Source organism: Chryseobacterium sp. TB1-D10 (assembly GCF_059803555.1).
Window position 1 is genome coordinate 23,085 of record NZ_JAPFHB010000001.1, and the last position, 25,836, is coordinate 48,920.

General features: G+C 36.7%; 19 protein-coding genes. 12 read left to right on the forward strand and 7 right to left on the reverse strand.

Features of this window, described 5'->3' with window-relative positions; all coding sequences use genetic code 11:
- Positions 1–53: 53 nt before the first annotated feature.
- Positions 54–1,916 carry a tRNA uridine-5-carboxymethylaminomethyl(34) synthesis enzyme MnmG gene (gene mnmG / locus OPU68_RS00120; protein WP_498471903.1) on the forward strand — a complete coding sequence of 621 codons (1,863 nt, stop codon included), beginning with the start codon at positions 54–56 and terminating at the stop codon, positions 1,914–1,916.
- 79 nt (positions 1,917–1,995) lie between these two features.
- Positions 1,996–2,817: a class I SAM-dependent methyltransferase gene (locus OPU68_RS00125; RefSeq protein WP_498471904.1), complete on the forward strand. Its 822-nt coding sequence runs from the start codon at positions 1,996–1,998 to the stop codon at positions 2,815–2,817.
- Positions 2,818–3,036: 219 nt separating this feature from the next.
- Here the strand turns inward: OPU68_RS00125 and OPU68_RS00130 are convergent, their stop codons facing one another.
- Entirely contained in the window at positions 3,037–4,227 is a 1,191-nt protein-coding gene (locus OPU68_RS00130; RefSeq protein ID WP_498471905.1) for a phosphoglycerate kinase, read from the reverse strand.
- 677 nt (positions 4,228–4,904) lie between these two features.
- Here OPU68_RS00130 and rpiB point away from each other — a divergent pair.
- From rpiB to OPU68_RS00180, 10 genes are all read left to right on the forward strand, one after another.
- Positions 4,905–5,336, forward strand: a complete 432-nt coding sequence (gene rpiB, locus OPU68_RS00135; protein WP_498471906.1) for a ribose 5-phosphate isomerase B — start codon at positions 4,905–4,907, stop codon at positions 5,334–5,336.
- A gap of 183 nt (positions 5,337–5,519) precedes the next feature.
- The gene (locus OPU68_RS00140; protein WP_498471907.1) at positions 5,520–6,314 is read left to right on the forward strand and encodes a hypothetical protein; all 795 of its coding nucleotides are present in this window, start codon (positions 5,520–5,522) and stop codon (positions 6,312–6,314) included.
- Between the two features lie 14 nt (positions 6,315–6,328).
- Complete coding sequence (rnr, locus tag OPU68_RS00145; protein WP_498471908.1) at positions 6,329–8,479, forward strand: ribonuclease R; 2,151 nt, start codon at positions 6,329–6,331, stop codon at positions 8,477–8,479.
- Between the two features lie 204 nt (positions 8,480–8,683).
- Positions 8,684–9,361: a LysE family translocator gene (locus OPU68_RS00150; protein WP_034963621.1), complete on the forward strand. Its 678-nt coding sequence runs from the start codon at positions 8,684–8,686 to the stop codon at positions 9,359–9,361.
- Positions 9,362–9,645: 284 nt separating this feature from the next.
- Positions 9,646–10,575, forward strand: coding sequence for a S66 peptidase family protein (locus OPU68_RS00155; protein WP_498471909.1), 930 nt, complete (start codon positions 9,646–9,648; stop codon positions 10,573–10,575).
- Between the two features lie 36 nt (positions 10,576–10,611).
- Entirely contained in the window at positions 10,612–10,980 is a 369-nt protein-coding gene (locus OPU68_RS00160) for a YraN family protein (RefSeq protein ID WP_498471910.1), read from the forward strand.
- A gap of 145 nt (positions 10,981–11,125) precedes the next feature.
- A complete protein-coding gene (locus OPU68_RS00165) occupies positions 11,126–13,357 on the forward strand; it encodes a TonB-dependent receptor (protein ID WP_498471911.1) in 2,232 nt (743 codons plus the stop codon).
- A 264-nt stretch (positions 13,358–13,621) separates the two neighbouring features.
- Positions 13,622–14,263, forward strand: coding sequence for a tetratricopeptide repeat protein (locus OPU68_RS00170; RefSeq protein WP_498471912.1), 642 nt, complete (start codon positions 13,622–13,624; stop codon positions 14,261–14,263).
- Between the two features lie 482 nt (positions 14,264–14,745).
- Complete coding sequence (locus OPU68_RS00175) at positions 14,746–16,791, forward strand: prolyl oligopeptidase family serine peptidase (protein ID WP_498472329.1); 2,046 nt, start codon at positions 14,746–14,748, stop codon at positions 16,789–16,791.
- A 201-nt stretch (positions 16,792–16,992) separates the two neighbouring features.
- Positions 16,993–17,421: a hypothetical protein gene (locus OPU68_RS00180; protein ID WP_498471913.1), complete on the forward strand. Its 429-nt coding sequence runs from the start codon at positions 16,993–16,995 to the stop codon at positions 17,419–17,421.
- Positions 17,422–17,511: 90 nt separating this feature from the next.
- Here OPU68_RS00180 and OPU68_RS00185 read toward each other — a convergent pair whose 3' ends face one another.
- The 6 genes from OPU68_RS00185 to OPU68_RS00210 form a co-directional block, all read right to left on the reverse strand.
- Positions 17,512–18,639, reverse strand: coding sequence for a serine hydrolase domain-containing protein (locus OPU68_RS00185; RefSeq protein WP_498471914.1), 1,128 nt, complete (start codon positions 18,637–18,639; stop codon positions 17,512–17,514).
- 99 nt (positions 18,640–18,738) lie between these two features.
- Positions 18,739–20,280 carry a glycine--tRNA ligase gene (locus OPU68_RS00190; RefSeq protein WP_498471915.1) on the reverse strand — a complete coding sequence of 514 codons (1,542 nt, stop codon included), beginning with the start codon at positions 20,278–20,280 and terminating at the stop codon, positions 18,739–18,741.
- Positions 20,281–20,503: 223 nt separating this feature from the next.
- Positions 20,504–21,097 carry a hypothetical protein gene (locus OPU68_RS00195; RefSeq protein ID WP_498471916.1) on the reverse strand — a complete coding sequence of 198 codons (594 nt, stop codon included), beginning with the start codon at positions 21,095–21,097 and terminating at the stop codon, positions 20,504–20,506.
- Positions 21,084–21,578: an RNA polymerase sigma factor gene (locus OPU68_RS00200; protein ID WP_498471917.1), complete on the reverse strand. Its 495-nt coding sequence runs from the start codon at positions 21,576–21,578 to the stop codon at positions 21,084–21,086. The genes OPU68_RS00195 and OPU68_RS00200 overlap by 14 nt, the downstream gene beginning before the upstream one ends.
- Before the next feature lie 107 nt (positions 21,579–21,685).
- Positions 21,686–23,974 carry a T9SS type A sorting domain-containing protein gene (locus tag OPU68_RS00205; protein WP_498471919.1) on the reverse strand — a complete coding sequence of 763 codons (2,289 nt, stop codon included), beginning with the start codon at positions 23,972–23,974 and terminating at the stop codon, positions 21,686–21,688.
- A gap of 101 nt (positions 23,975–24,075) precedes the next feature.
- Complete coding sequence (locus OPU68_RS00210; RefSeq protein WP_498471921.1) at positions 24,076–25,731, reverse strand: tetratricopeptide repeat protein; 1,656 nt, start codon at positions 25,729–25,731, stop codon at positions 24,076–24,078.
- Positions 25,732–25,836: the final 105 nt, after the last annotated feature.

A 25,836-nucleotide genomic window follows, 5' to 3' on the forward strand; every position in this document is an offset into this window, starting at 1 on the left:
TTGAATTAAGTTTAGACAATGTTTCACGTGGAACATTCAATTAAATAAATAAAATGATTACAGAAATATACGACGTCATCGTTGTTGGCGCAGGACACGCAGGTTGTGAAGCCGCAGCTGCTGCAGCCAATTTAGGTTCAAAAACACTTTTGGTCACAATGAATATGCAGACCATTGGACAGATGAGCTGCAACCCGGCAATGGGTGGAATTGCCAAAGGACAAATTGTACGCGAAATCGATGCAATGGGCGGATATTCCGGAATCATTGCAGACAAATCAGCCATCCAATTCAAGATGTTGAACCTTTCCAAAGGTCCGGCAATGTGGTCACCAAGAACCCAAAATGACAGAATGCTCTTCGCCGAAGAATGGCGTTTAGCACTTGAAAACACACCAAACCTTGATTTTTTTCAGGATATGGTCAAAAGCTTAATCATCGAAAATGGTAAGGCAGTTGGTGTTGTCACAGGCTTGGGAATAGAAATCAAGTCAAAGTCTGTAGTGCTTACAAACGGAACATTCCTAAATGGTTTGATTCACGTTGGAGACAAGCAAATTGGTGGCGGAAGAATGGGCGAACCAAGAGCTTTCGGAATCACAGAACAACTAGTTTCTCTAGGCTTCGAATCTGGCAGAATGAAAACCGGAACACCACCAAGAGTTGACGGAAGAAGCCTTGACTATTCCAAAATGGAAGAACAAAAAGGCGATGAAAATCCTCAGAAATTCAGTTATTTAGATACTCCCAAGTTAACCAAACAGTTAAGTTGTCATATCGTTTACACCAACGAAACTGTTCACGATATTTTACGTGAAGGTTTTGACAGAAGCCCAATGTTCAACGGAACTATTCAAAGTACAGGACCAAGATATTGCCCGAGTATTGAAGATAAAATCAACCGTTTTGCAGAGCGAAACAGACATCAATTATTTGTAGAACCAGAGGGTTGGAAAACCGTCGAAATCTATGTGAATGGATTCAGCTCCTCTCTTCCGGAAGATGTTCAAATCAAAGCGATGAGACACATTCCAGGCTTCGAAAATGTCAAAGTTTTCCGTCCTGGCTACGCCATAGAATACGATTACTTCCCTCCTACCCAACTCTATCACACACTTGAAACTAAGTTGGTTCAAAACCTTTATTTTGCTGGTCAGATTAATGGAACGACTGGTTATGAAGAAGCTGCAGGACAAGGCTTGATGGCGGGTATTAATGCGCACAATAAAATCCACGACAAGGGTGAATTTATTCTTAATAGAGATGAGGCTTATATTGGTGTTTTAATCGATGATTTGATTACAAAAGGAACAGAAGAACCTTACAGAATGTTCACTTCTCGTGCAGAATACAGATTGCTTTTAAGACAGGATAATGCAGACATCAGATTGACAGAAAAAGCTTACAATCTTGGTTTAGCAAAAGAAGAAAGATTGAGAAATGTTCAGGAAAAAATCACAAAAAGTGATGAACTGGAAGCCTATTTAAGAGAAACTTCAATCAAACCAAACGCTATCAATCCCATTCTTGAAAGCATTGAATCTTCTATTGTAGACCAAGCTTACAGAGCTTCTCATTACTTGACTCGTCCAAATATGACTTTGAAAAAGCTAGAAGAAATTCAAACTATAAAAGATATTACTTCAGCCTACAAAGAAGAAGTCCGAGAACAAGCTGAAATCAACATCAAATACAAAGGTTACATCGAGAAAGAAAAGGATAATGTGGCTAAATTAAACCGTCTGGAAACATTTAAAATTCCTCAAGATTTTGACTATTCTAAAATAGCATCTTTATCTACAGAAGCTAAGCAAAAGATGACCAAAGTAAGACCAGTTACAATTGCTCAAGCTGGCAGAATTAGTGGTGTTTCTCCTTCAGATATCAATGTTTTATTGATTTACTTAGGAAGATAATTAGTAATGTTCCACGTGAAACATATCAAAGAACAATGCAATTTTCATTGTTCTTTTTGTTTAAATAACAAATTATAAAATGAAAATTAAAGACCATTTTCTATCTCAGGAAGAATTCGAATTGATAGAAACTGAAACAAAAGGTGTTTTCAAAACCTCTCCTATTCCATCGAATATTTCCAAATATTATGAGAGCGAAGATTACATTTCGCATCATCAGGACACTGGAAGTTTGAAGGAGAAAGTTTACAAGTTTTTACAATCTTTCAATCTTCAATACAAGAAAACGATTCTTCTGGACAGAATAAAAAAGGATTCTAAAGTTTTGGATTACGGTTGCGGTGCGGGAGAATTTGTAAAATATATTGAAAATGATTTTGAAACCTTTGGATTTGAACCAAATTCGGATGCAAGAAATGCAGCCATAAATAAGACGTCAAAGGCAAAAATTATTGATGATTTAAGTTCAATAGAAAATCAAAGTCTGGATGCCATTACGCTTTGGCACGTTTTCGAACACATCGAAAATCAGAGCGAGACGCTCAGCCAATTTTATAATAAACTTCAACCAAAAGGATTATTAATAATTGCTATTCCAAACCCGACTTCTTACGATGCGAAACATTATAAAGAATTTTGGGCGGCTTATGATGTACCAAGACACATTTATCATTTTTCAAAAAATGGAATGGAAAATCTGATTTCTAAAAATCCAGATTGGAAATTAAGAAAAATAAAACCACTCCTACTCGATTCATTTTATATCTCGATGTTAAGTGAAAAATATAAGAAATCACCTCTTTTTTGTCTAAAAGCTGTGGTTCATGGAACAATTTCTAACGTAAAAGCACTTTTTAACACAGAATTTTCGAGTTTGATATATATTATCGAAAAAAGATAGAAAATCGATTTTTGAATGGTTTCTGAAGGCCAATTTTCGGCTATTTTGTTCAAAATTTGTTAATAAATGCAAAATTTAAAAAAATGAGAAACGTTTCTCAATTTCAAATTAAGTGCTTGAGAATTGCATAAAAAAATTTTCTCAAAGATTATTCAAGTACAGACAAAAATAAAACCGACAAATTACTCTGTCGGTTTTTATATTTAAGAAAATTAATTCTTATTTATTAATCGCTGCAACACCTGGAAGTTCCAAACCTTCCAAACTTTCCAACATTGCTCCTCCTCCAGTCGAAACATAACTTACTTTGTCAGAATATCCGAATTGCTTTACAAATGCAACACTGTCGCCTCCTCCAACTAATGAGAACGCTCCAAGTTTTGTAGCTTCCGCAATACTGTCGCCTAAAGCTATAGTTCCAGCAGCAAAATTTGACATTTCAAAAACACCGATTGGACCATTCCAAAGAATTGTTCTTGAATTTAATAAAACATCATTGAAGATTTCTCTTGATTTTGGACCTGCATCCAAACCTTGCCAATCTTCAGGGATTTCTCTGATATCACATTCTTTTCTATCCGCTTCATTATTGAAATCATCAGCAATGATAACATCTGTAGGAAGATACACTTCTACGTTATGTTGTTTTGCTTTTTCAAGAATTTCGATAGCAAGACTTAATTTATCGTCTTCAACAATTGATTGTCCGATTTTTCCACCAAGAGCTTTTATAAATGTGAAAGACATTCCGCCACCAATGATTAAGTTATCAATTGCAGGAAGAATATTTTCAATAATTGTAATTTTTGTAGAAACTTTAGAACCTCCAAGTATCGCAGTTACAGGCTTTTCACCAGATTTTAGAACTTTATCGATTGCAATTAATTCATTTTCCATCAGTAAACCGAAAAATTTAGTAGAAGGAAAAAATTCAGCAATTACAGCTGTGGAAGCGTGTGCTCTATGCGCAGTTCCAAAAGCATCATTCACGTAAGCATCACCTAATTTTGATAACTTCTCAGCGAAAGCTTCATCACCTTTTTCCTCTTCATTATGAAAACGAAGATTCTCCAACAAAAGAATTTCGCCAGGTTGAAGTTCAGCGGAAGCTTGTTCAGCCTTCTCTCCTATCGATTCGTCCACAAATTTCACTTCTTTACCAAGAACTGAAGAAACTTCATCCAGAATATTTTTAAGAGAATATTTGTCGTTTACTTCGCCTTTTGGTCTTCCAAGGTGCGTCATTAAGATTACAGAACCACCATCAGCAAGAATTTTATCAACAGTAGGTTTTACAGAAATAATTCTGGTATTGTCCGTTACTTTTAGATTTTCGTCCTGCGGAACATTGAAGTCAACACGTACTAAAGCTTTTTTGTTTTTAAAATCGAAATCTTTTATTGTTTTCATTAATTTTAATTTAAGGTTTTTATTAAAAGAACAGAATAAATCCTGCCCTCTTTGTTTCACAAATTTAAAACTTATTCTTCCCTTTCAAAAATTTAATTTGCAAAAAGAATCCACAAACCTTCATTACATTATTATACATCTCTTTTTCTTTTTATAAAAAAATAATATTGTAGTGTATTGTTGTAGTGCGGTAGTATGCGGAGAAATAAAAACCAATTATTTCATCACACGAAATGTGGATTAATGAGTAGGTTTTTAACATTAATTTAATATTGACAATCAAATAATTAAGATTGTTATCAACAAATGTTTGTAATTAATTTCAAACCTCAATATTAGAAACCATTCTGGGGATAAACTTCCTTGAAGTGAGCCAAAACTAATTTGAAATAAAGAATTGAAGTTGTCAAAAAATAGTCCATTACTAAAAATTATCAGTTATAAAAAGAAATACTTGGCAGAAGTTATCCACAGGTTTTCTGACAATTTCTAACATTCTATTATCTTCTTATTAATGATTTTAAAATTTGATTATTTAATTATCATTATTAATTTTATATAATTAATGTTTAAATAATTAATTATAAATATTATTGATAATTGTATTAAAATAGTATGCCAACATTAATAAAATATGTATTAATTTTATCCTTGAAATAAATCATTAATTAAACGAAATGAAAAAGATTGCAATAGCCTGTGACCACGCGGGTTTTGAATATAAAGAGCTAATCAAAAAATACCTCGACGGCAAGTTTGAAGTGCAAGATTTTGGAACCTACTCTGCTGATTCTGTTGACTATCCGGACTTTGTGCATCCATCTGCAACGTCTGTAGAAAATGGAGAAAACGAATTGGGAATTTTGATTTGCGGAAGCGGAAACGGCGTTCAAATCACGGCTAATAAACATCAGAAAATACGATGTGCACTTTGCTGGATGCCAGAAATTGCATCATTGGCGAGACAACACAACGATGCGAATATGATTTCGATTCCGGCGAGATTCATTTCAAAAGAACTGGCGTTTGAGATTGTAGATAAGTTTCTAACCACGGATTTTGAAGGTGGCAGACATCAGAAAAGAGTTGATAAAATAGCATTTTGCTAAACATAAAAACCTGTAATTGTTAAGATTACAGGTTTTATTTTTAAAGTTATATCTTTGCAACGCATTTCACAGAGAAAGTTCTTTCTCACGAAACCATAAATTAATACAAAGGTTTCCCAAACTCCCCTATTTTATTTTATCTTTATTGATGATTAATTACTGCGAATCTCAGTAAATTTTAAAATGATAAAAACTCTATTCTGTTTTTCGATGATTTTTTCTTTTTTGTGTTTATCAGCGCAGGGAAAAGATATGGATGGCGATGGCGTTTTGGATAAAGATGATTATTGTCCTAATGTAAAAGGGAATTATTATGGATGTCCTGACCCAACAAAGCCGGATTGCACAGAATTTCAGAAAGAGAAGAAACTATTATTTGATAAATTAAAACAAGAATCTCAATCAATTGATTACTCGAAACTTGGTGACATCATTTTTTCTAAAATCGATTTTAGAAAATTTAAAAATCATAATCTTTTAATTAGCCTGGAAAATATGAAAGGATATGATTGTGGAGTTCCTTTTATGTATGAATGTAGAAGTGATTACAATGTCATAAATCCAAATTTTTCTTCTTCAGATTTTATGACTGAAAAGATGATAAAATCTTTCAGAAAAAAAATCGATGCAAACATAATTCCGGTGTTAGCAATTAATAACTTTGATAACGATTTTGGAATGACTTTGCTGTCAAAGAGTTCATTCGAAGATTGGCAACAATTTAGGGACTTTAGATATTTTAAAATTATTGGAGAATTGGCTTCCACAGCAAAAATTTTATACAGAAATAGAGAACAGGAAATGTGTTATTTCCCCAATAAAAAATATGAACTGAACATCGAGCAAGCAGATAATCTGATGTTTGATTTCAAAAATGAATTAGGAAATTTAGTGATTGTTGATATTTATTACAACAAAGACAATACCCCACAAACACTCAGATTTCAATATAAAAATAGTAAATGGATTTTACTATAAACAAATAGAGAACAATGAAAAACAAAAAAAATACATCTCATAAAAACGAACAGAAACTTCTGGATTTAGGAAGAACAATCCTTCGTTTTATGAATCAGAAAACATCCAAAATCTACAATTACAAACAGATTGCGGATGGCATAGATTACAAGAATCCAAGACAAAGAGAACTTGTAATCCAAGCGCTTCACAGATTGCAGGCGCTACAGAAAATCAAAGAAACCGAGAAAGGAAAATACATCGTCAATCTCAATATTGAAGGAACTTTGACTGGCGTTATCGATTTCAACCAATCCGGAAATGCTTACGTAAAAGTAGAAGGAATGGCCGATGATATCTTCGTTCATCAGAAAAATGTGAAAGATGCTTTGCAAGGCGACAAAGTCCTTTTGGTAACCTATAATTTCAAAGGTAAAAAAGTAGAAGGTTCCGTTGCAGAAGTTCTGGAACGTGCAAAAGATACTTTTGTCGGGATTTTCCAGCAGATTGCAGATAAGGATTTCGGATTTGTAGTTTTCGAAAAAAGAACGATGAATACGGATATGTTCATTTCCAAAAACCATTTCAATGGCGCACAAGACGGCGACAAAGTCATCGTGAAAATGCGTGAATGGCGACCAGGAAGCAAAAATCCGGAAGGCGAAATCGTCACAGTTCTTGGAACGCCTGGCGACCACGAAACAGAAATCCACGCAATTCTTGCAGAATATGGTTTGCCTTACAATTTCGAGCCGGAAGTGGAGCACGACGCAGACCAAATCGATAGAAGCATCAACGATGAAGAAGTCGCAAAACGCTGGGATATGCGTGATATTTGCACCTTTACAATTGACCCGAAAGATGCGAAAGATTTCGATGATGCTTTATCAATTCAGAAATTAGAGAATGGATTGTGGCAAATCGGTGTTCACATTGCGGACGTTTCGCATTACGTAAAACCAGGAACTATTTTGGATGATGAAGCTTACAAAAGAGCAACATCGGTTTATCTTGTCGATAGAGTAGTGCCGATGCTTCCGGAGGTTTTGAGTAATGATGTTTGTTCACTGCGACCAAATGAAGATAAATTCACATTCTCAGCCGTTTTTGAACTGGATGAAGATGCGAAAATTCACAAGCAATGGTTTGGCAGAACGTTAATCCATTCCGACAGAAGATTTTCTTACGAGGAAGCGCAGGAAAGAATCGAAACTCAGGAAGGCGATTTAACAGCAGAAATCCTTCAACTCGATAAATTAGCGAAAATCCTAAGAGCCGAAAGAATCCGAAATGGCGCCATCACATTTGATAGGAGTGAGGTGAGATTTAACCTTGATGAGAACAGCAAACCAATTGGCGTTTACTTCAAAGTCAGCAAAGATTCCAACCATTTGATTGAGGAATTTATGCTTTTGGCCAACAAAAAAGTCTCCGAATTTATTTCATTAAACAAAAGAAATGAACCAACCGGAAATACTTTCATTTACAGAATCCACGATGACCCAGACCCAGCGAAGTTGACCGCTTTAAGAGATTTCGTAGGCACTTTCGGTTACAAAATGGACCTGGCAAATACCCAAAAAGTCGCTGAATCTCTGAATAAATTATTGAGTGACGTCAAAGGAAAAGGCGAAGAAAATATGGTAGAAACCTTGGCGATGAGAACGATGAGTAAAGCGATTTATTCCACCGATCCAATTGGCCATTACGGACTTGGCTTCGAATATTATTCGCATTTTACATCGCCAATCCGTCGTTATCCCGATTTGATCGCGCACAGATTGCTTCAACATTATTTGGACGGTGGAAAATCGCCAAACAGAGAAGTGGTGGAAGAGCAGGCCAAACATTGTTCTGCAATGGAAAGATTGGCTTCTGAAGCAGAGAGAGAAAGTATCAAATTTATGCAGGTCAAATTTATGGAAGAACACGTGGGCGAAGTTTTCGCAGGTGTTATTTCCGGCGTTTCTGACTATGGTTTCTGGGTAGAAATCCCTGAAAATGGCGCAGAAGGAATGATAAAACTAAGAGATTTAGTAGATGATTCTTACTCTTTAGATGCAAAAAATTACGCAATTATCGGTTCCAGAACCGGCAATACTTTCCGACTTGGAGACGAGGTCAAAATCAAAGTGGTGAAAGCCAATCTGATTGCAAAACAACTCGATTTCAAAATTGTGGAGTAGAATAGATTAACCACATAGACACATAGACAAAGCTAAAGTAGAAAAACTTCTATTTTAGCTTTTTATTTTAAATCCAATAAACTATGTGACTATGTGGTTGAATTTTTCAAGTTTAAATTCTCTGATGACATTATTTAAAAAGTAAAATGTATTTTTGTCTTCGTCTTTTACAAGATACATTTTGCTTTTCACAAAAAACTAAGAATGTTAGAACTCATTTTATACGCAGTCGGCCTGGGAATTATGCTGAGTTTGGTGTTCATCGGACCCATCTTTTTCCTGCTCATAGAAACCAGCTTTTCCAGAGGTCCCAGACACGCGATTGCCTTGGATATTGGCGTGGTTACTGCGGATTTACTTTGCATCGTTGTCAGTTATTATGCCAGCGCGGATTTAGTGAGCCTCATCGACAAACATCCAGGATTCTATCGGATTTCCGCCTTTCTGATTCTCATTTATGCCATTTATATGCTCCTTTCGAGGACCAAAATGCACATCGAAGGCGAAGAAAAACTCATCGACCAAAACTACATCAAAACATTCCTCAACGGATTTTTACTCAATTTACTGAATATCGGTGTTGTACTTTTCTGGCTCGTAACGGTTGTTTCTGTACGAAATGCCTATCCAAAAGTAGAGGATTTCGTTCTTTATATTGGGATTGTAATCGGAACTTATTTGTTAATAGATTTGTCCAAAATCATCTTAGCAAAACAATTCCACGACAGGCTCAATCAACGAGTGGCGAACAAAATAAGAAAAGCAGTTGGATGTATCTTAATGATTTTCAGTGTGTTTATCTTTATGCAAAGCTTTAAGAAATTCAACAAGTTCGAAGAAAAATTAGAAAAAGCAGAGAAACAACAACCGAAAATTAAATAATGATTTGGGCGCCTTTATCCGCCCTCCGTTCCCGCTTTTTTGTGCCAAGGCTTTTTCCGAGGCTTACAAAAAGAGCTCCACTCAGGTCGGGGCGCGCTTCGCAAGGTTGAAGATTTGTCACCAATCGAAGTTCGTCATAAAATCCAATTTTGCCAATCTTTTAAAATCTAAGAAAGACCAAAACCGAAAATTTTGATGAGCGAAGCGTCCTTGCGAATCTTAAAATATTTTCAATAAACTAAAAAAATCTTTGCGACCTTTGCGTTAAAATAAAACCAACACAAATGCAAAACATCACTTTCCCAAAATCCCTAAAAAAAGGAGACAAAATCGCCATAATTTCCCCAGCTGGCTCTGTAGAAGAAACTCAAGTGCAAAAAACCTTAGCTTTAATCAAAAGCAAAGGTTACGAACCCATTTTAGGCGAAAATCTCTACACAAAATTCCAAAATGGCTATTCTTATGCCGGAACGGAAAAACAAAGGATTAAGGATATCAATTGGGCTTTAAACGACCCAGAGATTTCCGCAATCTGGGCTTCGAGAGGTGGTTATGGCTGTCAGCATTTGGTCCAGCATTTGGATTTGAAAGAATTCAAGAAAAATCCAAAATGGTACATTGGATATTCTGACAATACGGTTATTCAAAGTTATCTGTTGAAAAAAGGTTTTGCATCCATCCACGGACAAACTATTAAAACGTCAAGCTTTGGCGTAACCGACGAAAGTTATGACTTAACCTTCGATATTCTAAAAGGAAAATTCCCAAATTATAAAATCGATTCTACAGAAAATAATAGAGTAGGAGAGGCTTCCGGAATTTTAGTCGGTGGAAATCTCGCGTTGATTTATGCACTTTTGGGAACAAAATATTCTTTCGATTTTCAAGATAAAATTTTATTCATTGAAGACATTGGCGAGAATTTCTACGCAATGGACAGAATGATAATGAGTCTGGAATTAGCAGGCGTTTTCAAGAAAATAAAAGGACTCATCGTTGGCGGAATGACCAATATGGGAAAAGAAGGCGAGAATAAAAGTTACGAAGAATCCTTCGACCCATTCGTCAACCAACAGATTGCAAACCGAGTTTCCCAGTACGATTTCCCAACAATTTTCAACTTTCCAAACGGTCATATTTACGACAACGGACCGTTGATTATAGGTTCAGAAATTACAATGAAAGTTGGAAAAAAGGTTTCGATTAAGTTCTAACCATTTATCAATCATCATTCATCAATTATAACTCCGATGGCAGATCATAACGAATTTGGAAAAATAGCAGAAGATTTGGCTGTAGATTTTTTGGTTAAGGCAAATTACAAGATTCTTGCCCGCAATTTCCGTTACTTAAAAGCTGAAGTCGATATCATTGCAGAATTTGAAAACCAAATAGTGGTTGTGGAAGTGAAAGCCAGGCATACAGATGCTTTTTTGGAACCACAAGAAGCTGTTAACAAAAAGAAAATCAAATTGTTAATCTCTGCGGCTAATTATTATATCGAGGAAAATAATATTGATAAGGAAGTCCGTTTCGACATCATCTCCGTCCTTCCCAACAAACAAAAAACCTTGGAGATTACTCATATTATTGATGCATTTCAAAGCTTCGAAATTTGATTTGATATAAAACACTATTAATTAGAATTTTAAAAAAATGTTTTACGTGAAACATTTACAATTCAGTTATCAATATCTACGGTTCGGTTACATTTAATTTAATATGATCATTCCCTGGAATATCTTTGAATCAAAATTATGAGATATGAAAACGCACCGCAAGATCATTGGTCTATTTTTCTTTTTGATCAGCATCAGCATTTGGTCACAGATTACCATTTCCGGGAAAGTTACTTTCAAAAACAAAGCTTTGAAAGATATTAATGTCACATTAAAAGACACTTACGACGGTGCTACATCTGACGCCAATGGAAATTATTCTTTCACAACTACAGAATCCGGAGATAAAATTCTGGTTTTTTCAGGAACAGATTATGATGAGGTTGAAATACCCGTTAAATTGGAAGGAAAAGACATTTCTGTCCCGGTCAATCTGAAAGCCCAGATCAATGAGATCAATGCGGTTGTGATCACAGCAGGAAGTATAGAAGCCAGCGATAAAAAGCGTGCAACAGCATTACTCACGCCTTTGGATGTTTATACAACGGCTGGTGCCAATGGGCAAATTTCGTCTGCCTTGGGTTATTTGCCAGGCGTTCAGAAAGTGGGAGAGAGCGAAGGTCTGTTCGTAAGAGGCGGAACCGGCGCAGAAACCAAGATCTTTATGGACGGAAACCTTGTGAATAATTATTTCACCAATTCGGTTCCGGGAATTGCCGGAAGAGATCGTTTCAATACGTCTTTATTTAAAGGGAATGTCTTCTCAAGTGGCGGATATTCTGCAATTTATGGTCAGGCTTTGTCATCAGTTCTTATTTTGGAAAGTGTGGATCTTCCGGAAACCACCTCTTTTGATTTCGGTGTTTCCCCGATTTTCCTCAGTGCCAATTATCAAAAATTAAATCAGGGAAAAACCGCTTCCTGGGGCGTTGCCGGTGGATATTCTAATCTTGGATTGATGGGCAAATTATTCAATTTCAATACAGATTTTGATAAATATCCTCAGGGTTATGGATTTGACGGCAACTTCAGGATCAAAACCAAAAAAGGTGGTTTCATCAAATATTACGGAAGCGTGGATGAAAACAAAATGGCAGTGGGATCCGAAAGTCTCGAGGAAGATTCTGACAAAAATATGGTCAACCTGAAAGGGCAGAATATGTATCACAATCTGTCCTATAGAGAGAAATTCGGGAAGTATCTTTTGAATATTGGAACGTCTTACACTTACAACTCCAGCAATTTGAATTTTGCCACCTTTCTTAATAATGTGGAACAATCCAATACGCCAATCAATAGTAAATCGAATTACATCAATGCAAAAGCGGTTGTCGAAAGAAAAATCAACAGAGCGAGCATTCTTCGGGCTGGTTTTGAATTGAATAATGCGGATGAAACTATGAAATATGGATCTTTTGAAAGAGATTACAAAGATTTGATCTCGTCTGCATTTGCGGAAACCGATTTGATTTTCACTAATAATTTAACGGCAAAAATAGGAGCCAGAACGGAACATTCATCTTACCTAGACAAATGGAATTTCTCGCCAAGAGCGGCTTTGGCCTACAGGATTTCTAAAGACTGGACCACATCTTTCGCTTATGGGATCTTCTATCAAAATCCGGAAAGCAAATATCTTTACAGCAAGAATTTCAATTTCCAGCGGGCGGATCATTACATCTTTCAGGTTCAGAAAAATGCGGACGGAAGAAGTCTGAGATTCGAAGCATTTTATAAAAAATATGGTGATCTGATCAAAACAACTTCTTTGATAGATAACACAGATGCGACAACCACTCAGTATTATCAGATCGCAAATGACAACGGTGGAAAGGGCTATGCAAAAGGAATCGAACTATTCTGGAGAGACAAAAAGACCATCAAGGACATCGATTATTGGCTGACCTATTCTTATCTGGATTCGAAAAGAAATTTCCTGAACTATCCTTTTAGTTTAGCTCCGAATTTCGCCTCAAAACATACCATTAATGCGGTTGCCAAAAAGTTCATTATGGATTGGAAAACAGGATTTAATCTGTCATATACCTATTCCAAAGGGCGACCTTATTATGATTTGGTTTCAGAAAATGGAGAAAATATAATTCGTCATCAAGGAAGACTGAAAGATTACAGCGGACTGAATTTCAGTGTGAATTATGTACCGAGTGTCGGGAAAAAAGATTCCAAATCGTTTACCGTATTTGTTCTCAGCATCAATAATGTCTTAGGAAACAAAAATGTTTACGGATACAATTATTCGGCAGATGGCAATAGCAGAAGTGCCGTAAGACCGCCTGTTAATACCTTTGTCTTCATCGGCGTCTTCGTCAGTTTTGGTGTTGATAAGACGAATGATGCAATTAATAATAATTTGTAAAATACTTATCGCAAAGGCGCAAGTAAAAAACTGTAAAACTGTTGAAAGCCACTAAAGATTGAATAGAATTAAAATCAAAGATTTGCGCCTTAAAAAGCAAATTAATTTTAAATAAATTTTGTGACTTTGCGATAAAAATTATTCTAAAACAACAATTCAGTCATCAAAAACTACAGCTCAGCAGAATAATATTTCGATGACCAAAAACTCATTCTATCTTTGAATCAGAAATTTAAAACAAACAAACAAATAAAATATACTATTATGAAAAAATTGATCTTAAGCTTCAGCCTTTCTTTACTTGGTTTCACAGCTTTTGCGCAAACCGCCTATGAAAAGGCAATGACAGAAAAAATAAGCAAAATAGAAACTTCTAAAACGACGGAAGAATTAACGGCTTTGACCAATGATTTTGAAAGAATTGGAACCAAAGAAAATACCCAATGGCTGCCTTACTATTACGCCGCCTATGCAACCATACAGAAGGGAAGAGTGCTGATGAGATCGGGGAAAAATGCAGAGCTCGATCCCATTGCAGAGCAAGCGGAAAAATACATTGCCCAAGCAGAGGCGCTTAGTCCAAACAATGCCGAGATCTACATCCTGAAAAAGATCACCAGCGGATTCCGAATGATGGTAGACCCGATGTCCCGCTACATGAAGGAAGCACCAGTGGCACAGAAAGCATTGGCAAAAGCCAAAGAACTGGATCCGGAAAATCCCAGAATCACGGTACTTTTGGCAGAAGATGCTTACTTCACGCCCGAGCAATACGGTGGAAGCAAACCAAAAGGTGTAGAGTTATTCAAGAAATCTTTGGAACAGTTCGCTGCTTACAAACCAAAAACGGCGCTCGATCCAAATTGGGGAAAAGCAGAGGCCGAATATTTTATCAGTCAGAAATAAAAACACAAACATTCATTTTTTCATAAAGTTCCTTCGTTATCAGCGAGGGAATTTTTATTTAGTTCCAAACAAGTTGCGGGAAGCTAAGATATTTTGTGTTTTAGTTTAAACAGGTTGTTTAGAGAAAATACAAGTTGTGATTTGGTTTAAACAAGTTGCACAAAGCAAAATCAAATTGTGTTTTAGTTTAAATGGGTTGTTTAGAGAAAATACAAGTTGTGATTTGGTTTAAACAGGTTGCACAGAGCAAAATCAAATTGCGTTTTAGTTTAAATGGGTTGTTTAGAGAAAATACAAGTTGTGATTTAGTTTAAACAAGTTGCGGGAATTAAAACTGATTTCCATACGCTTACAAAGATACTTGCCACACACTTCAGAAGTTCTATTTTTTTGTATTTTTGAGAAAACCTTTATCAATGAATATTAAACCGGTATTATTAACGGCTGGAGTCCTATTTTCAGCCACTTTTTATTCTCAAAAAATGACTTATCCGAAAGCAGTAAAAGGAACTCAGGTTGACAATTATTTCGGAACCCAGGTTGCAGATCCTTACCGCGATCTGGAAAATGATTCTGAAGCGACTAAAAAATGGGTGGATGAGGAAGTAGCTTACAGCCAGAATTACCTCTCCAAAATCCCTTACCGTGAAACCATCAAAGATCAGCTGAGAACCATCTGGAACTACGAAAAGATCTCGGCGCCGTTCAAAGAAGGTGATTATACTTATTTCTCCAAAAACAACGGATTACAGGCGCAATCTGTGATCTACAGAACAGGTCTCAAAACCAAAAACATCGAGGTTTTTCTGGATCCAAATAAATTTTCTGAAAAAGGAACCACTTCACTTTCGAATCTTTCATTTAATAAAAAAGGAAATCTTGCGGCATATTCAATCTCAGAAGGTGGAAGTGATTGGAACAAAATCATCATTATCGACGCTATCACGAAGAAGCAAATCGATGAAACAATTGTTGATGTGAAATTTAGTGGAATTGCTTGGAAAGGTGATGAAGGTTTCTATTATTCCAGCTATGACAAGCCGAAAGAGGGAACTGTGCTGTCCGGAATGACAGATAAGCACAAGGTTTATTTCCACAAACTTGGAACAAAACAGTCCGAAGACCAATTGATTTTCGGAGGTGAAAAAACGCCGAGAAGATATCTTTCCGCAGGCGTTTCGGAAGACCAAAGATTCCTGATTATTTCCGGCGCTAACGCAACCAACGGAAACGAATTATACATTAAGGATTTGAAGAACGGTGGCGACTTTGTTCAGATCAATAGAGGTTTTGATATCAATGCCGATATTGTAGATACACAGGGCGATGACATTTTTATCTTCACAGACAAAGATGCTCCAAATATGCGATTGGTGAAGGTGAGCATCAATAATCCAGGTCCGGAAAACTGGAAAGATGTAATCCCGGAAACTGAAAATGTGCTGGGAATCTCCGAAGGTGGCGGCTATTTCTTCGCTACTTATATGAAAGATGCGATTGATATTGTAAAGCAATTTGATAAAACTGGAAAATTAATTAGAGAAATCTCACTTCCTGGAAAAGGAAATATCTCAGGTTTTGGAGGGAAAGAAAAAGAGAAGGATCTTTATTACTCATTTACTAATTACATTACGCCTGGAACGATTTACAAGTATAATGTAGATTCCGGAAAATCAGAAGTTTATCAGAAACCGGATGTGAAATTCAATCCCGAAGATTATGTTTCAGAACAGGTTTTCTACACTTCAAAAGACGGAACGAAGATTCCGATGATGATCAATTATAAAAAAGGAACCAAGCTGGATGGTAAAAATCCAACAATCCTTTATTCTTACGGCGGTTTCAACATCAGTTTGCAACCAGGTTTCTCTGTTGTGAATGCGATCTGGATGGAAAATGGCGGCATCTACGCAGTACCAAATATCCGTGGCGGTGGCGAATACGGAAAAAAATGGCACGATGCAGGAACGAAACAGCAGAAGAAGAACGTGTTTGATGACTTCATTGCTGCCGGAGAATACCTACAGTCGAAAGGTTACACTTCGAAAGAATTTATGGCGCTTTCCGGACGTTCAAACGGTGGACTTCTGGTAGGTGCAACTATGACAATGCGACCTGATCTGGCAAAAGTTGCGTTCCCGGGTGTAGGCGTTTTGGATATGTTGAGGTACAACAAATTCACTGCTGGCGCAGGCTGGTCTTATGATTACGGAACGGCCGAAGACAACAAGGAAATGTTTGAGTATTTGAAGTCTTATTCACCGGTTCATCAGGTAAAATCAGGAACCTGTTATCCGTCAACAATGATTATCACAAGTGATCACGATGACAGAGTCGTTCCGGCCCATTCTTTCAAATTCGGCGCTGAGTTGCAGGAGAAACAATCTTGTAGTAATCCAATTCTCTTGAGAATCGAGAAAAATGCCGGTCACGGCGCAGGACGTTCTACAGAACAAGTCATTGGCGAAAATGCTGATTTGTTGAGTTTTGCGTTATTCGAAATGGGAATTAAGACTTTGAAGAAGTAACCATATTTTATCGCAAAGGCGGAGAAAATTATATTATTCTAATGCTATAAGCCACAAAGTTTTAAATATTATTATTGAAAACAATATTTATTTTGCGACTTTGCGATAAAAATTCACACAACAAAATCCTGAAACTAGTTTTCGGGATTTTTGTTTTTTGGAAAGCATTTTGTATAGAATTAATAATAAAAAAATTTACAAATGAGAACAAATTACTTGATATTAAGTGTTTCAGTTGGTTTAGCTTTAGCTTCGTGTAAAAAAAATGAAGACAGCAAAATGATGAATCAAACTTATGCTACAGAAAGTACAGTAACAGACGACAACGGAAAAATAGACAGCGCCACTACAACATCTATGGAGAAAGATTTGAATGGTAATAAAACATCATCAGTTTCTTATCCTTACAAAGCCGAAGACGGAAGCCGTGCAAAAGCTACTTTTGATGATAATGGCAAATCCAAAACAGTCACTATCGAAGCGAATAACATGGAATATGTTCTGGACTTCAAAAAAGCAACCGCGGCAGGCGAACTTTACGAAAGAAACAGTATTTCCGCAGAAACTACAGCAGATTCTTTATTTATTTCTCAGGGAAATCAGGTGATTCACTTGGGGAAAGTGAAGTAAAATATAGAAGGGATTTAATTAATTTTAAATCCTTTTTTTATATGTAATCATCTCTATTATTAATTAAGAAAAATATTAGTAGTAAATAAGTTAAAACATTTTGGTTAATTCTTCGACCAAAAAATTTACCTGAATTGGACGTAGTTTTTTATCAACAGCAAGACGGGGATCAAAGCCAGTCTTTACAATAACCATATTTTTTTCGGGAATAGTGATGATAAATTGTCCAAGAAACCCGTACAAAAAACGGTGCTTTATTTCGGTTTCGTCATTTGCCCAGACTGTAAAGCAGAAAGCATCATTTTCAGTTGTTGGCGTGAGGAGTTTTTTACAGTAATCTTTGCTGATGATTTGTTTTCCGTTCCAGCTTCCGTTCTGCAAAAGAAGTTGTCCTATTTTAGCAAAATCTCTTGGCGTTGCATGAATACAGCAGAATGCCTTTTCCATTCCTTTTTCATCTGTGCTCCATTTGGCTGGGAATTCCATCTCCAGAGGTTTCCACAATTTCTCCGAAAGATAAGTAGAGAGTTCCTTACCTGTTACTTCCTTCAAAACAAATCCTAAAAGCTGAGGAGAAACACTTTGGTATTCATATTTTTTTCCGGGCATTTCTTTTACTTCTACTGCAAAAGTCTGTTCAGCCAAATCATTTATAAAATATTGCTTGGAATTTTGAGCAAATGGATGGTTGTACTCCTCGTCCCAATCCATTCCGGATTGCATCATCATCAGATGGCATACTGTGAGAAATTTACCATATTTGCTGTTTTCATATTGTGGAAAAATGGTGGAGATCAGCTGGTTTTCATTTTCAAGATAACCGTCTTCTATGGCACAACCAACTAAGATGGAGAGAATCCCTTTCGCCATAGAAAATGAGTTCATCTGTGAAGAATAGTTATGATCTTTCCAATATTGTTCGTGCACCAATTTGCCGTCTTGAATCACCACAAGTGATGAGGTTCTTGTTTTTTTCAGATCCTTCAGTACAGTTTCTGGGAGTGTTTTTTTGTTGTAACTCGTGTCTTTTCCCCAAGGTTTTGGATTTGCATTTTGAACAGGATTGGATGGGAATTTTTCTTCATCATCAATGGATGGCGTCAATGGTCCTTTTTTAAGATTAATGCCAATTGCTTTAAAAATATAGCCATAACCGGAAATATAGATGGCGGCAGTGGCAGATGCGGTGGCTAAAAAAGCAAACCATATTTTTTTCATGGCCAAAAGGAAAGTAAAAATTATGCCTTTCTTATTTCGCTTATTTTAAAATAAAAAATCCCGACATCAAATCGGGATTTTAATTTATATTAAATAAGATTAAATCTTAGAAAGCAAATTCCTAAAACTAGTCTTTTCATCAATAATTCTTCTTAGATCCGCCACAGAAACTCTCTCCTGCTTCATCGTATCACGATCTCTGATGGTTACGGTATTGTCCACCAAACTATCGTGATCGATGGTGATACAAAGTGGCGTTCCAATAGCATCTTGTCTTCTATAACGTTTACCGATCGCATCTTTCTCCTCGTAGAACAAGTTAAAATCATACTTCAGGTCGTTGAAAATCGTTTCTGCATATTCTGCCAAACCATCTTTTTTCATCAATGGAAGAATCGCCGCTTTTACCGGAGCCAAAGCTGGTGGCAAACTTAGAACTGTTCTCTCAGAGCCGTCTTCCAGAACTTCATCCTTAAGACAAGTCGAGAACAAGGCCAAGAACAATCTGTCCAATCCAACCGAAGTTTCTACAACGTAAGGCACATAATTCTCGTTTCTTTCCGGATCAAAATACTGTAACTTTCTACCAGAGAATTTTTCGTGAGCCTTCAAGTCAAAGTCAGTTCTACTGTGGATTCCCTCTAATTCCTTGAACCCGAATGGGAAATTAAACTCAATATCAGCCGCAGCATTTGCATAATGCGCTAATTTCTCGTGGTCGTGGAAACGGTAATTTTCAGAACCCAATCCAAGAGCCAAATGCCAGTTTAGACGTTTTGTTTTCCATTGTTCGTAGAATTCCAACTCCGTTCCGGGCGCTACAAAATATTGCATTTCCATTTGTTCAAATTCTCTCATTCGGAAGATGAACTGTCTCGCAACGATTTCATTTCTAAATGCTTTTCCAATCTGCGCAATCCCGAAAGGTAATTTATGTCTGGAAGTTTTCTGAACATTCAGGTAATTCACAAAAATTCCCTGAGCCGTTTCTGGTCTCAAATAGAGATCCGTCGCCGTATCAGCCGAAGCACCCAATTTGGTCCCAAACATCAAGTTGAATTGTCGCACTTCCGTCCAGTTTTTAGAACCTGTATCCGGATCGGCGATTTCCAATTCTTCTATCAAAGCTTTTACATCCGCAAGATCTTCGTTTTCCAAAGATTTCGCCATTCTTGTAAGGATTGCCGCTCTTTTCGCACGATATTCCAAAACTCTTGGATTCGTAGCTTCAAACTCAGCTTTATCAAAAGCATCACCAAATCTCTTGGCCGCTTTTTCTATCTCTTTATTTTCTTTATCCTCAATTTTCGCGCAATAATCCTCGATCAAAACATCCGCACGAAATCTCTTTTTAGAATCCTTGTTGTCGATCAATGGATCGTTGAACGCGTCCACGTGTCCGGAAGCTTTCCAGATCGTTGGGTGCATAAAGATGGCAGAGTCGATGCCCACGATGTTTTCGTTCAGCTGAACCATCGCTTTCCACCAGTATTGTTTGATGTTATTTTTCAGTTCCGCACCGTTTTGTCCATAATCGTAGATCGCAGAAAGTCCGTCATAGATCTCAGAACTTGGGAAAATAAAACCATATTCCTTTGCGTGGGAAATCACTTTCTTGAAAACATCTTCTTGCTTTGCCATATTTAGTTAATTGAAGTGCAAAAATAAGGATTTTGCCGGAAGTGAGATGATGGAAGATGGAAGTTTTTTTAACCTTGAATTTTGAATCTCAAAACTTTGAATCTTTGGAAGCCGGGAACCTGCTGTCCGCTGCAATTCCTCGCGCCTTGCTTTCCCATCGCCAGCTGTGGGATTTCCACTACCATCAGGGCTAGTTACGGTTTCAGTTTTGAATGACGTTTCTTTAGTTGTTCAGGTCTTTCTCAATCAATTCCAAAGAATCAATCACCTTTGAGATTTTTGCATTCTGTTTTTTGATCTGTTTTGGCCGCAGAAAAAACCACGCAACTCCCAACCAAAGAAATGTCAATCCATAAGCCAATGACGCACCTAAAGTTGACATTCTCATGGCAAATTCATAAAAGTAAAAAGCAAAACCAGCTGTCAACAAAACATAATAAATACTGATTCCTTTCGTCTGCATATAAAGCTGTTGCTTTTGCAATTTTTTCAAAGAAGCCAGATATTCCTGATTGCTGATTGAAGGATTGATCTTCCGAATTACATTGATATTTTCCGAAACCAAATAGATATACATAGCCAAAGTAATCAGAATTATGACGATTCCTAAACTAGTAGTAAACATTTTAAAATCAATGACATTCCAAATAAAAATAATCATAACAGCTGTAACTGAAAGACTGAGAATGTGACAGATTGTAAACCGTAATTGTTTCTTTTTGTACTTATCAGCGGTAGATTTTATTTCTTGGATGTTAGGAATTTCCGCACTTTTCTTATTCCAGATGTCTTGGAAATTGATATTATCGGTTTGCATAATTCTTAAATTTTTCGGTTAACTTTTCTTTGATTCTGTGTATTTTGACTCTTACATTCGCAGGTGAAATCCCTACGACTTCAGCAATCTCTGCCTGTTTCATTTCTTCGAGTTCCAATGAAATGATGATCCTTTCCAGTTCTGGTAATTCCGAAATACATTGATAGAGAAGGTTTGTCATTTTATCTTGCTCAAGTTTGTTGTCCTTTTCATAATTATCCTTAATTTGGTAAGGCAATTCACTTTTCGGCATTCGCTTTTCGATGTTGATCTGTCTCAGACAAATATTGGTTGCAATTCTGTAGATCCAGGTTCCAATAGCAGCTTCCTGGCGGAACTTTGGCAACTGCTGGAAAACCGCTACAAATGTTTCCTGACAAAGATCCTTCGCAGCATCATCGTCATTCACATAACCCATACAAAGCCGAAATATCTTCTTCCAGTAATCGTGGTATATTTCTTCGAAGTTTAAAACCTGCATTGTCTTGTTTTGAAATTTAGAGTGTAAGAAACAGAAAATGTTACACAATTAAAACAAAAAAGCGCCTCAAAATTTTTGAGACGCTTTTAGGAATTATGAAGATAGATTTATTTCTTAATCAGTTTCTTACTGATCACCTGGTTGTTAGCAGTTACTATTCTAAGAACATAAATACCTTTTGGAAGCTGAGAAACATTCATTTCGGTCTTGTTGCTCTCCAATAGTTTTTTACCGTTCATATCGTACAATGCGACTACTTTCAAATTCTTATCATTAATATGAACCACATCAGCCGTTGGGTTTGGATAGATCATAATGTCAGATTTAAGATGGGTCACTTCATCATTTGCAAGGATATCAAAATCAAGGTTGTAACCCAACAGACCCAAATCTGATGATGCAATATAAACGTATGCATTTTTGTCTGAGAAATCTACATTGATGGATGTACAGAAGGTGTGCATTACTTCGCCAGGTTCAATAGATTTCCAGGTTGCAGCATTGTCGTAAGAGTAATATAGCTGGAAAATTGAAACATCGGAATCATAAGTTGCCGCTACCAGTACACCTGCGTTGGCATCAGAATAAAATACTTTGTTGGTAATGAAGTCTGATTTTTTTGTCCAGGTCAAACCTTTGTCCGCAGAAAGAAAAGTTCCTACAGATGTACCAAGTGCAATATTGTTTGGATTGATTTTGCTCTGTGCAATATCAAATACTTTGGCGTTAGAAAGATCATCGCTCACAAAAACAGAAGTCCAGTTGTTTCCGCCGTCTGCGGTTTTGTAAAGTTCGGATCCAATCAACAAGAAGAACTCATCAGAAATATTGTTTGGATGCAAAATCTTCTGAACAGATGCCTGAACAGGCAAAGTAACATTGGTCACCTGGACATCATTCGGATTATTGAAGTTCACCTTGTCCAAAGCACCTTGCTCCCAATTGTCATAAGTTGCCCAGATTTGGTTTGTAACCTGCGGATCTGTAATCACATTTGTCAATTTGCTGGAAGAAGGATTGAAGACAGTCGTGAAATTAGCACCAAAATCATCACTCACAGAAAACGTAGATCCCATAAAAGAGCCTTGAAAAGAATAAATTCTGCCATCTTTTTTGGAGTCTGTAAGGTAAATGGGCGCATCATTGCTGCTGAATATGTTCAAATTCTGGATCTTGTACGCCTGATCTGTATTATCTGCAAGATTTCTATGCACAAATCCGTTTTGGACACCGTAATATAAATGCTTAGCCGTTTCGCTTTCAAATAAACCGATCTGTCCTGTAGAGCTGAAGAACGGTGTTTTCAGTTGTGTGAATGTTTCGCCATTGTTCTGAGAAAAAAGCGGTTGATAATTGGCGCTTATGAAAACTTCTCCCGCCTTGTAAGGATTGAAACTAGCGCCTAATCCGTAATAATAACTGTTGAGGTTGTCATAAGGATAAACGACGCTTTGCCAAGTTGCGCCACCATCTTTGGTAGAAACAAACTCATCTTCTTCCAAAACTACAATGTTATTGTTATCCAGAGGATTGTACTTGATGGCAACGATGTTGTTCAAAATACCGTCGCTGTTCCACGCTACATTTTTTGTGTCAAAGCTGGATCCGCCGTCTGCAGAATGGAAAAGACCTTCCGGACTTGCGCCGAAGCTGATTCCTGTACCTGCATAAAATTCGTTTGCATTGTTTGGATTGAATTCTATCGTGCTCAAAGGACTTCCCGGAAGCTTTTGAGTAAATGTTTCACCGGCATCAGTTGAAATTAAAAGTCCACCAATTGTTTCTGTATTCCCAAGTCCGTTTGCGATGTACAATTTGTTTTTGTCCGCTGGATTTATCGCTACAGCATTGGTAATAATATTGTTGTTTTCTACAGAATAATAGATTTGTTTCCAATCATTTCCGCCATTGGCCGTGTAAAAAACTTTGTTTGCTGCGCCAAAACCTTCGGAGAATTGGGAGGCAACAATCAGTGTTTCCTTATCGTTCCCAAAAAAGTCGTATGAATTTACCCAAGGCAGATCCGTATCATTCGGCAATGCGTAAGATTTTACAATCTGTCTGGTTTGCACGTCCAGAATCTGGACATAACCAAGACCTCCGAGTCTGGTAGAAAAAGAAAGAAAAGATCCGTCCTTGCTCAGCTTCAGATTGCCGAGGCTTGTTCCAACCTCAGGAGTCAGAGAATATATTGGTTTCCACGTGGCACCATTGTCGCGGGATTCCAGAATGTTTCTGGAAATTGTAGTGGCATAAACCGTATTTGGAGTCGTAACACTGTAAGTAAGATCAAAGATTCTTCCGAACTCATTTTTTCCTAGAACATCTACTTGTGCATGGGCGTTGCTAGTAAAAAAGGCTAATAAAACGCCGGCTAAAACAGTAATTTTTCTCATATATCTAATTTTGTAAACAAATGTTATGATAAAAATTAGCAATTCAAAAAAACGGTACGGAAATAATAGGACGGAAGATCAGAAATAGTGTGACATTTTCGCTAAATACCTGTAATATAGTTATATAAGTCTATGTTGTCATCTTGTCCCATTTTCTTGATAATCCGCTCTTTTCGCTTCCGGCAGGCTTCTGTTGTAATGTTTAGAAGAGACGAAATCTCCTTCATAGAAAGGTTCATATAGACATAGGAAAGAAAACGGATGTCATTGGAATTAAGATCCGGATGAAGTGTTTTTAATTTAGAAATAAACCCTTGATTCACATCTTCAAAATGAATAAAAAAACCTTCCTCTTCCCGGCTTTGTCTCTGAAGAATTTTGAGTTGTTTGATGATATTGCTGACGTCCTGATTTTCAAAATCATCGGTTTGCCGGGAAAGCGTTTTGACGAGATCGTCTATCAATTCTATTTTTGTAGAAAGCTGCAAAGCCTTGGTTGTAAGTTTTCTGTTTTTGTTTTCAATTTCGTTTTTGTACTTTTCTTCTTCCAAAAGAGCCAGAACTTCTTTTTCTTTTAATTGATTTTCAAGAATTTCCTTGTTCTTTTTTTCCTTTTCGAGTTCCAGTTTGGCAATCTCTGCATTACTTTCTTCAATGATTTTCTGCTGTTTGTTTTTAAGAATACTCGTTCTCAAAGCCCAGATGATGATTCCGATGATAAAAATCGCTAGAAGCAAACTTTTGATAAAAATACTGCGTTGGGAAGTCAGTTTTTGCTGGCTGTCGGCTAGGTTTTTCTGAGAATTTTCCAGTTCAAATTTAATTCTGCTGTTTTCAAAAAGTTGTCCGTTTTTGATTTTATTCACAGAATCTTTCACCGCAATTACCGAGTCTTTATAGGAAACTGCACGATCTATATTGTTTGCCTTTTTGTAAAGGCTGCTCAACTTTTCAAAAATATTATCCTTAAAATCATAACTCTGATTATTTTCTTCAGCCAATTTCAGATAATTAAATGCTTTTGGAAGGTTATTTTTTTCTTCAGCTACCACAGCTAGGTTGTAAAAAGCCTGCGTTTTATATTCTGAATGCTCTACACCATTTAGCAAAGGTAAAAGTGAGGAAAGAAGTTTTTCCGCTTCATCGTAATGCTTTAGATTGATAAGCGTTTCTGCGTAAGTCGATTTTGCCAAGAGATTGTACGGCGAATTTATGGTAAGTTTCAGCGCTTCATCAATGTAATTTTTTGATTTGGCATATTCTTTCTTTTCATTGGAGACGATAGCAAGATTAATAGCATATAAACCTTTGGAAACCTTGTTGTTAGATTTTCCTGCGAGCTCGTATGCTTTCAAGAAATAATCCTCCGCTTTGTCCTGTTTTTGGTCTCTTGAATACAGGATTGCGATGTTGTTGAGAACCGTCATTTCTGACTTTTCGTCTAGGTGAGCCACAGCAATTTTATAGGCATCTAGATAATTATTTAGCGCCTCGCCGTAGTCCAGTCTCATATAATAATTAGCGCCAATATTATTCACAGCCAGGAATTCTTCGCGGTACCATTTGTTTTCTCTAGCAATATTCCTGGATTTTGTAAGCAGCTGCAAAGATTTTCCAAAATCCTTTTTATTCATCGCTTCAATACCCTGAATGACCATTTTCTCGCAATCTTTTGGAACGATGGCGAAAGCCTGAATGGGCAGAATAATCAGGAAAATGATAAAAACTAAGTTTTTATGAAAATGCTTCTGGATCATTAGATTTAAGATAAAAACAAGTAAAGATAATAAAGATTTTGCTCTCATTTTTTTTGAAGTCTGAACTTACTACGTAAGAGCTTAATTATACATCATTAATTCCTT

Excerpts from the sequence above, each read along its gene's own strand:
- OPU68_RS00125 (WP_498471904.1), top strand. The coding sequence starts at position 1,996 with ATGAAAATTAAAGACCATTTTCTATCTCAGGAAGAATTCGAATTGATA.
- OPU68_RS00205 (WP_498471919.1), bottom strand. The coding sequence starts at position 23,974 with ATGAGAAAAATTACTGTTTTAGCCGGCGTTTTATTAGCCTTTTTTACT.
- mnmG (WP_498471903.1), top strand. The coding sequence starts at position 54 with ATGATTACAGAAATATACGACGTCATCGTTGTTGGCGCAGGACACGCA.
- OPU68_RS00200 (WP_498471917.1), bottom strand. The coding sequence starts at position 21,578 with ATGCAGGTTTTAAACTTCGAAGAAATATACCACGATTACTGGAAGAAG.
- OPU68_RS00195 (WP_498471916.1), bottom strand. The coding sequence starts at position 21,097 with ATGCAAACCGATAATATCAATTTCCAAGACATCTGGAATAAGAAAAGT.
- OPU68_RS00185 (WP_498471914.1), bottom strand. The coding sequence starts at position 18,639 with ATGAAAAAAATATGGTTTGCTTTTTTAGCCACCGCATCTGCCACTGCC.
- OPU68_RS00175 (WP_498472329.1), top strand. The coding sequence starts at position 14,746 with ATGACTTATCCGAAAGCAGTAAAAGGAACTCAGGTTGACAATTATTTC.
- OPU68_RS00165 (WP_498471911.1), top strand. The coding sequence starts at position 11,126 with ATGAAAACGCACCGCAAGATCATTGGTCTATTTTTCTTTTTGATCAGC.
- OPU68_RS00210 (WP_498471921.1), bottom strand. The coding sequence starts at position 25,731 with ATGATCCAGAAGCATTTTCATAAAAACTTAGTTTTTATCATTTTCCTG.
- OPU68_RS00150 (WP_034963621.1), top strand. The coding sequence starts at position 8,684 with ATGTTAGAACTCATTTTATACGCAGTCGGCCTGGGAATTATGCTGAGT.
- OPU68_RS00155 (WP_498471909.1), top strand. The coding sequence starts at position 9,646 with ATGCAAAACATCACTTTCCCAAAATCCCTAAAAAAAGGAGACAAAATC.
- OPU68_RS00140 (WP_498471907.1), top strand. The coding sequence starts at position 5,520 with ATGATAAAAACTCTATTCTGTTTTTCGATGATTTTTTCTTTTTTGTGT.
- OPU68_RS00160 (WP_498471910.1), top strand. The coding sequence starts at position 10,612 with ATGGCAGATCATAACGAATTTGGAAAAATAGCAGAAGATTTGGCTGTA.
- OPU68_RS00130 (WP_498471905.1), bottom strand. The coding sequence starts at position 4,227 with ATGAAAACAATAAAAGATTTCGATTTTAAAAACAAAAAAGCTTTAGTA.
- OPU68_RS00190 (WP_498471915.1), bottom strand. The coding sequence starts at position 20,280 with ATGGCAAAGCAAGAAGATGTTTTCAAGAAAGTGATTTCCCACGCAAAG.
- OPU68_RS00170 (WP_498471912.1), top strand. The coding sequence starts at position 13,622 with ATGAAAAAATTGATCTTAAGCTTCAGCCTTTCTTTACTTGGTTTCACA.
- rnr (WP_498471908.1), top strand. The coding sequence starts at position 6,329 with ATGAAAAACAAAAAAAATACATCTCATAAAAACGAACAGAAACTTCTG.
- rpiB (WP_498471906.1), top strand. The coding sequence starts at position 4,905 with ATGAAAAAGATTGCAATAGCCTGTGACCACGCGGGTTTTGAATATAAA.
- OPU68_RS00180 (WP_498471913.1), top strand. The coding sequence starts at position 16,993 with ATGAGAACAAATTACTTGATATTAAGTGTTTCAGTTGGTTTAGCTTTA.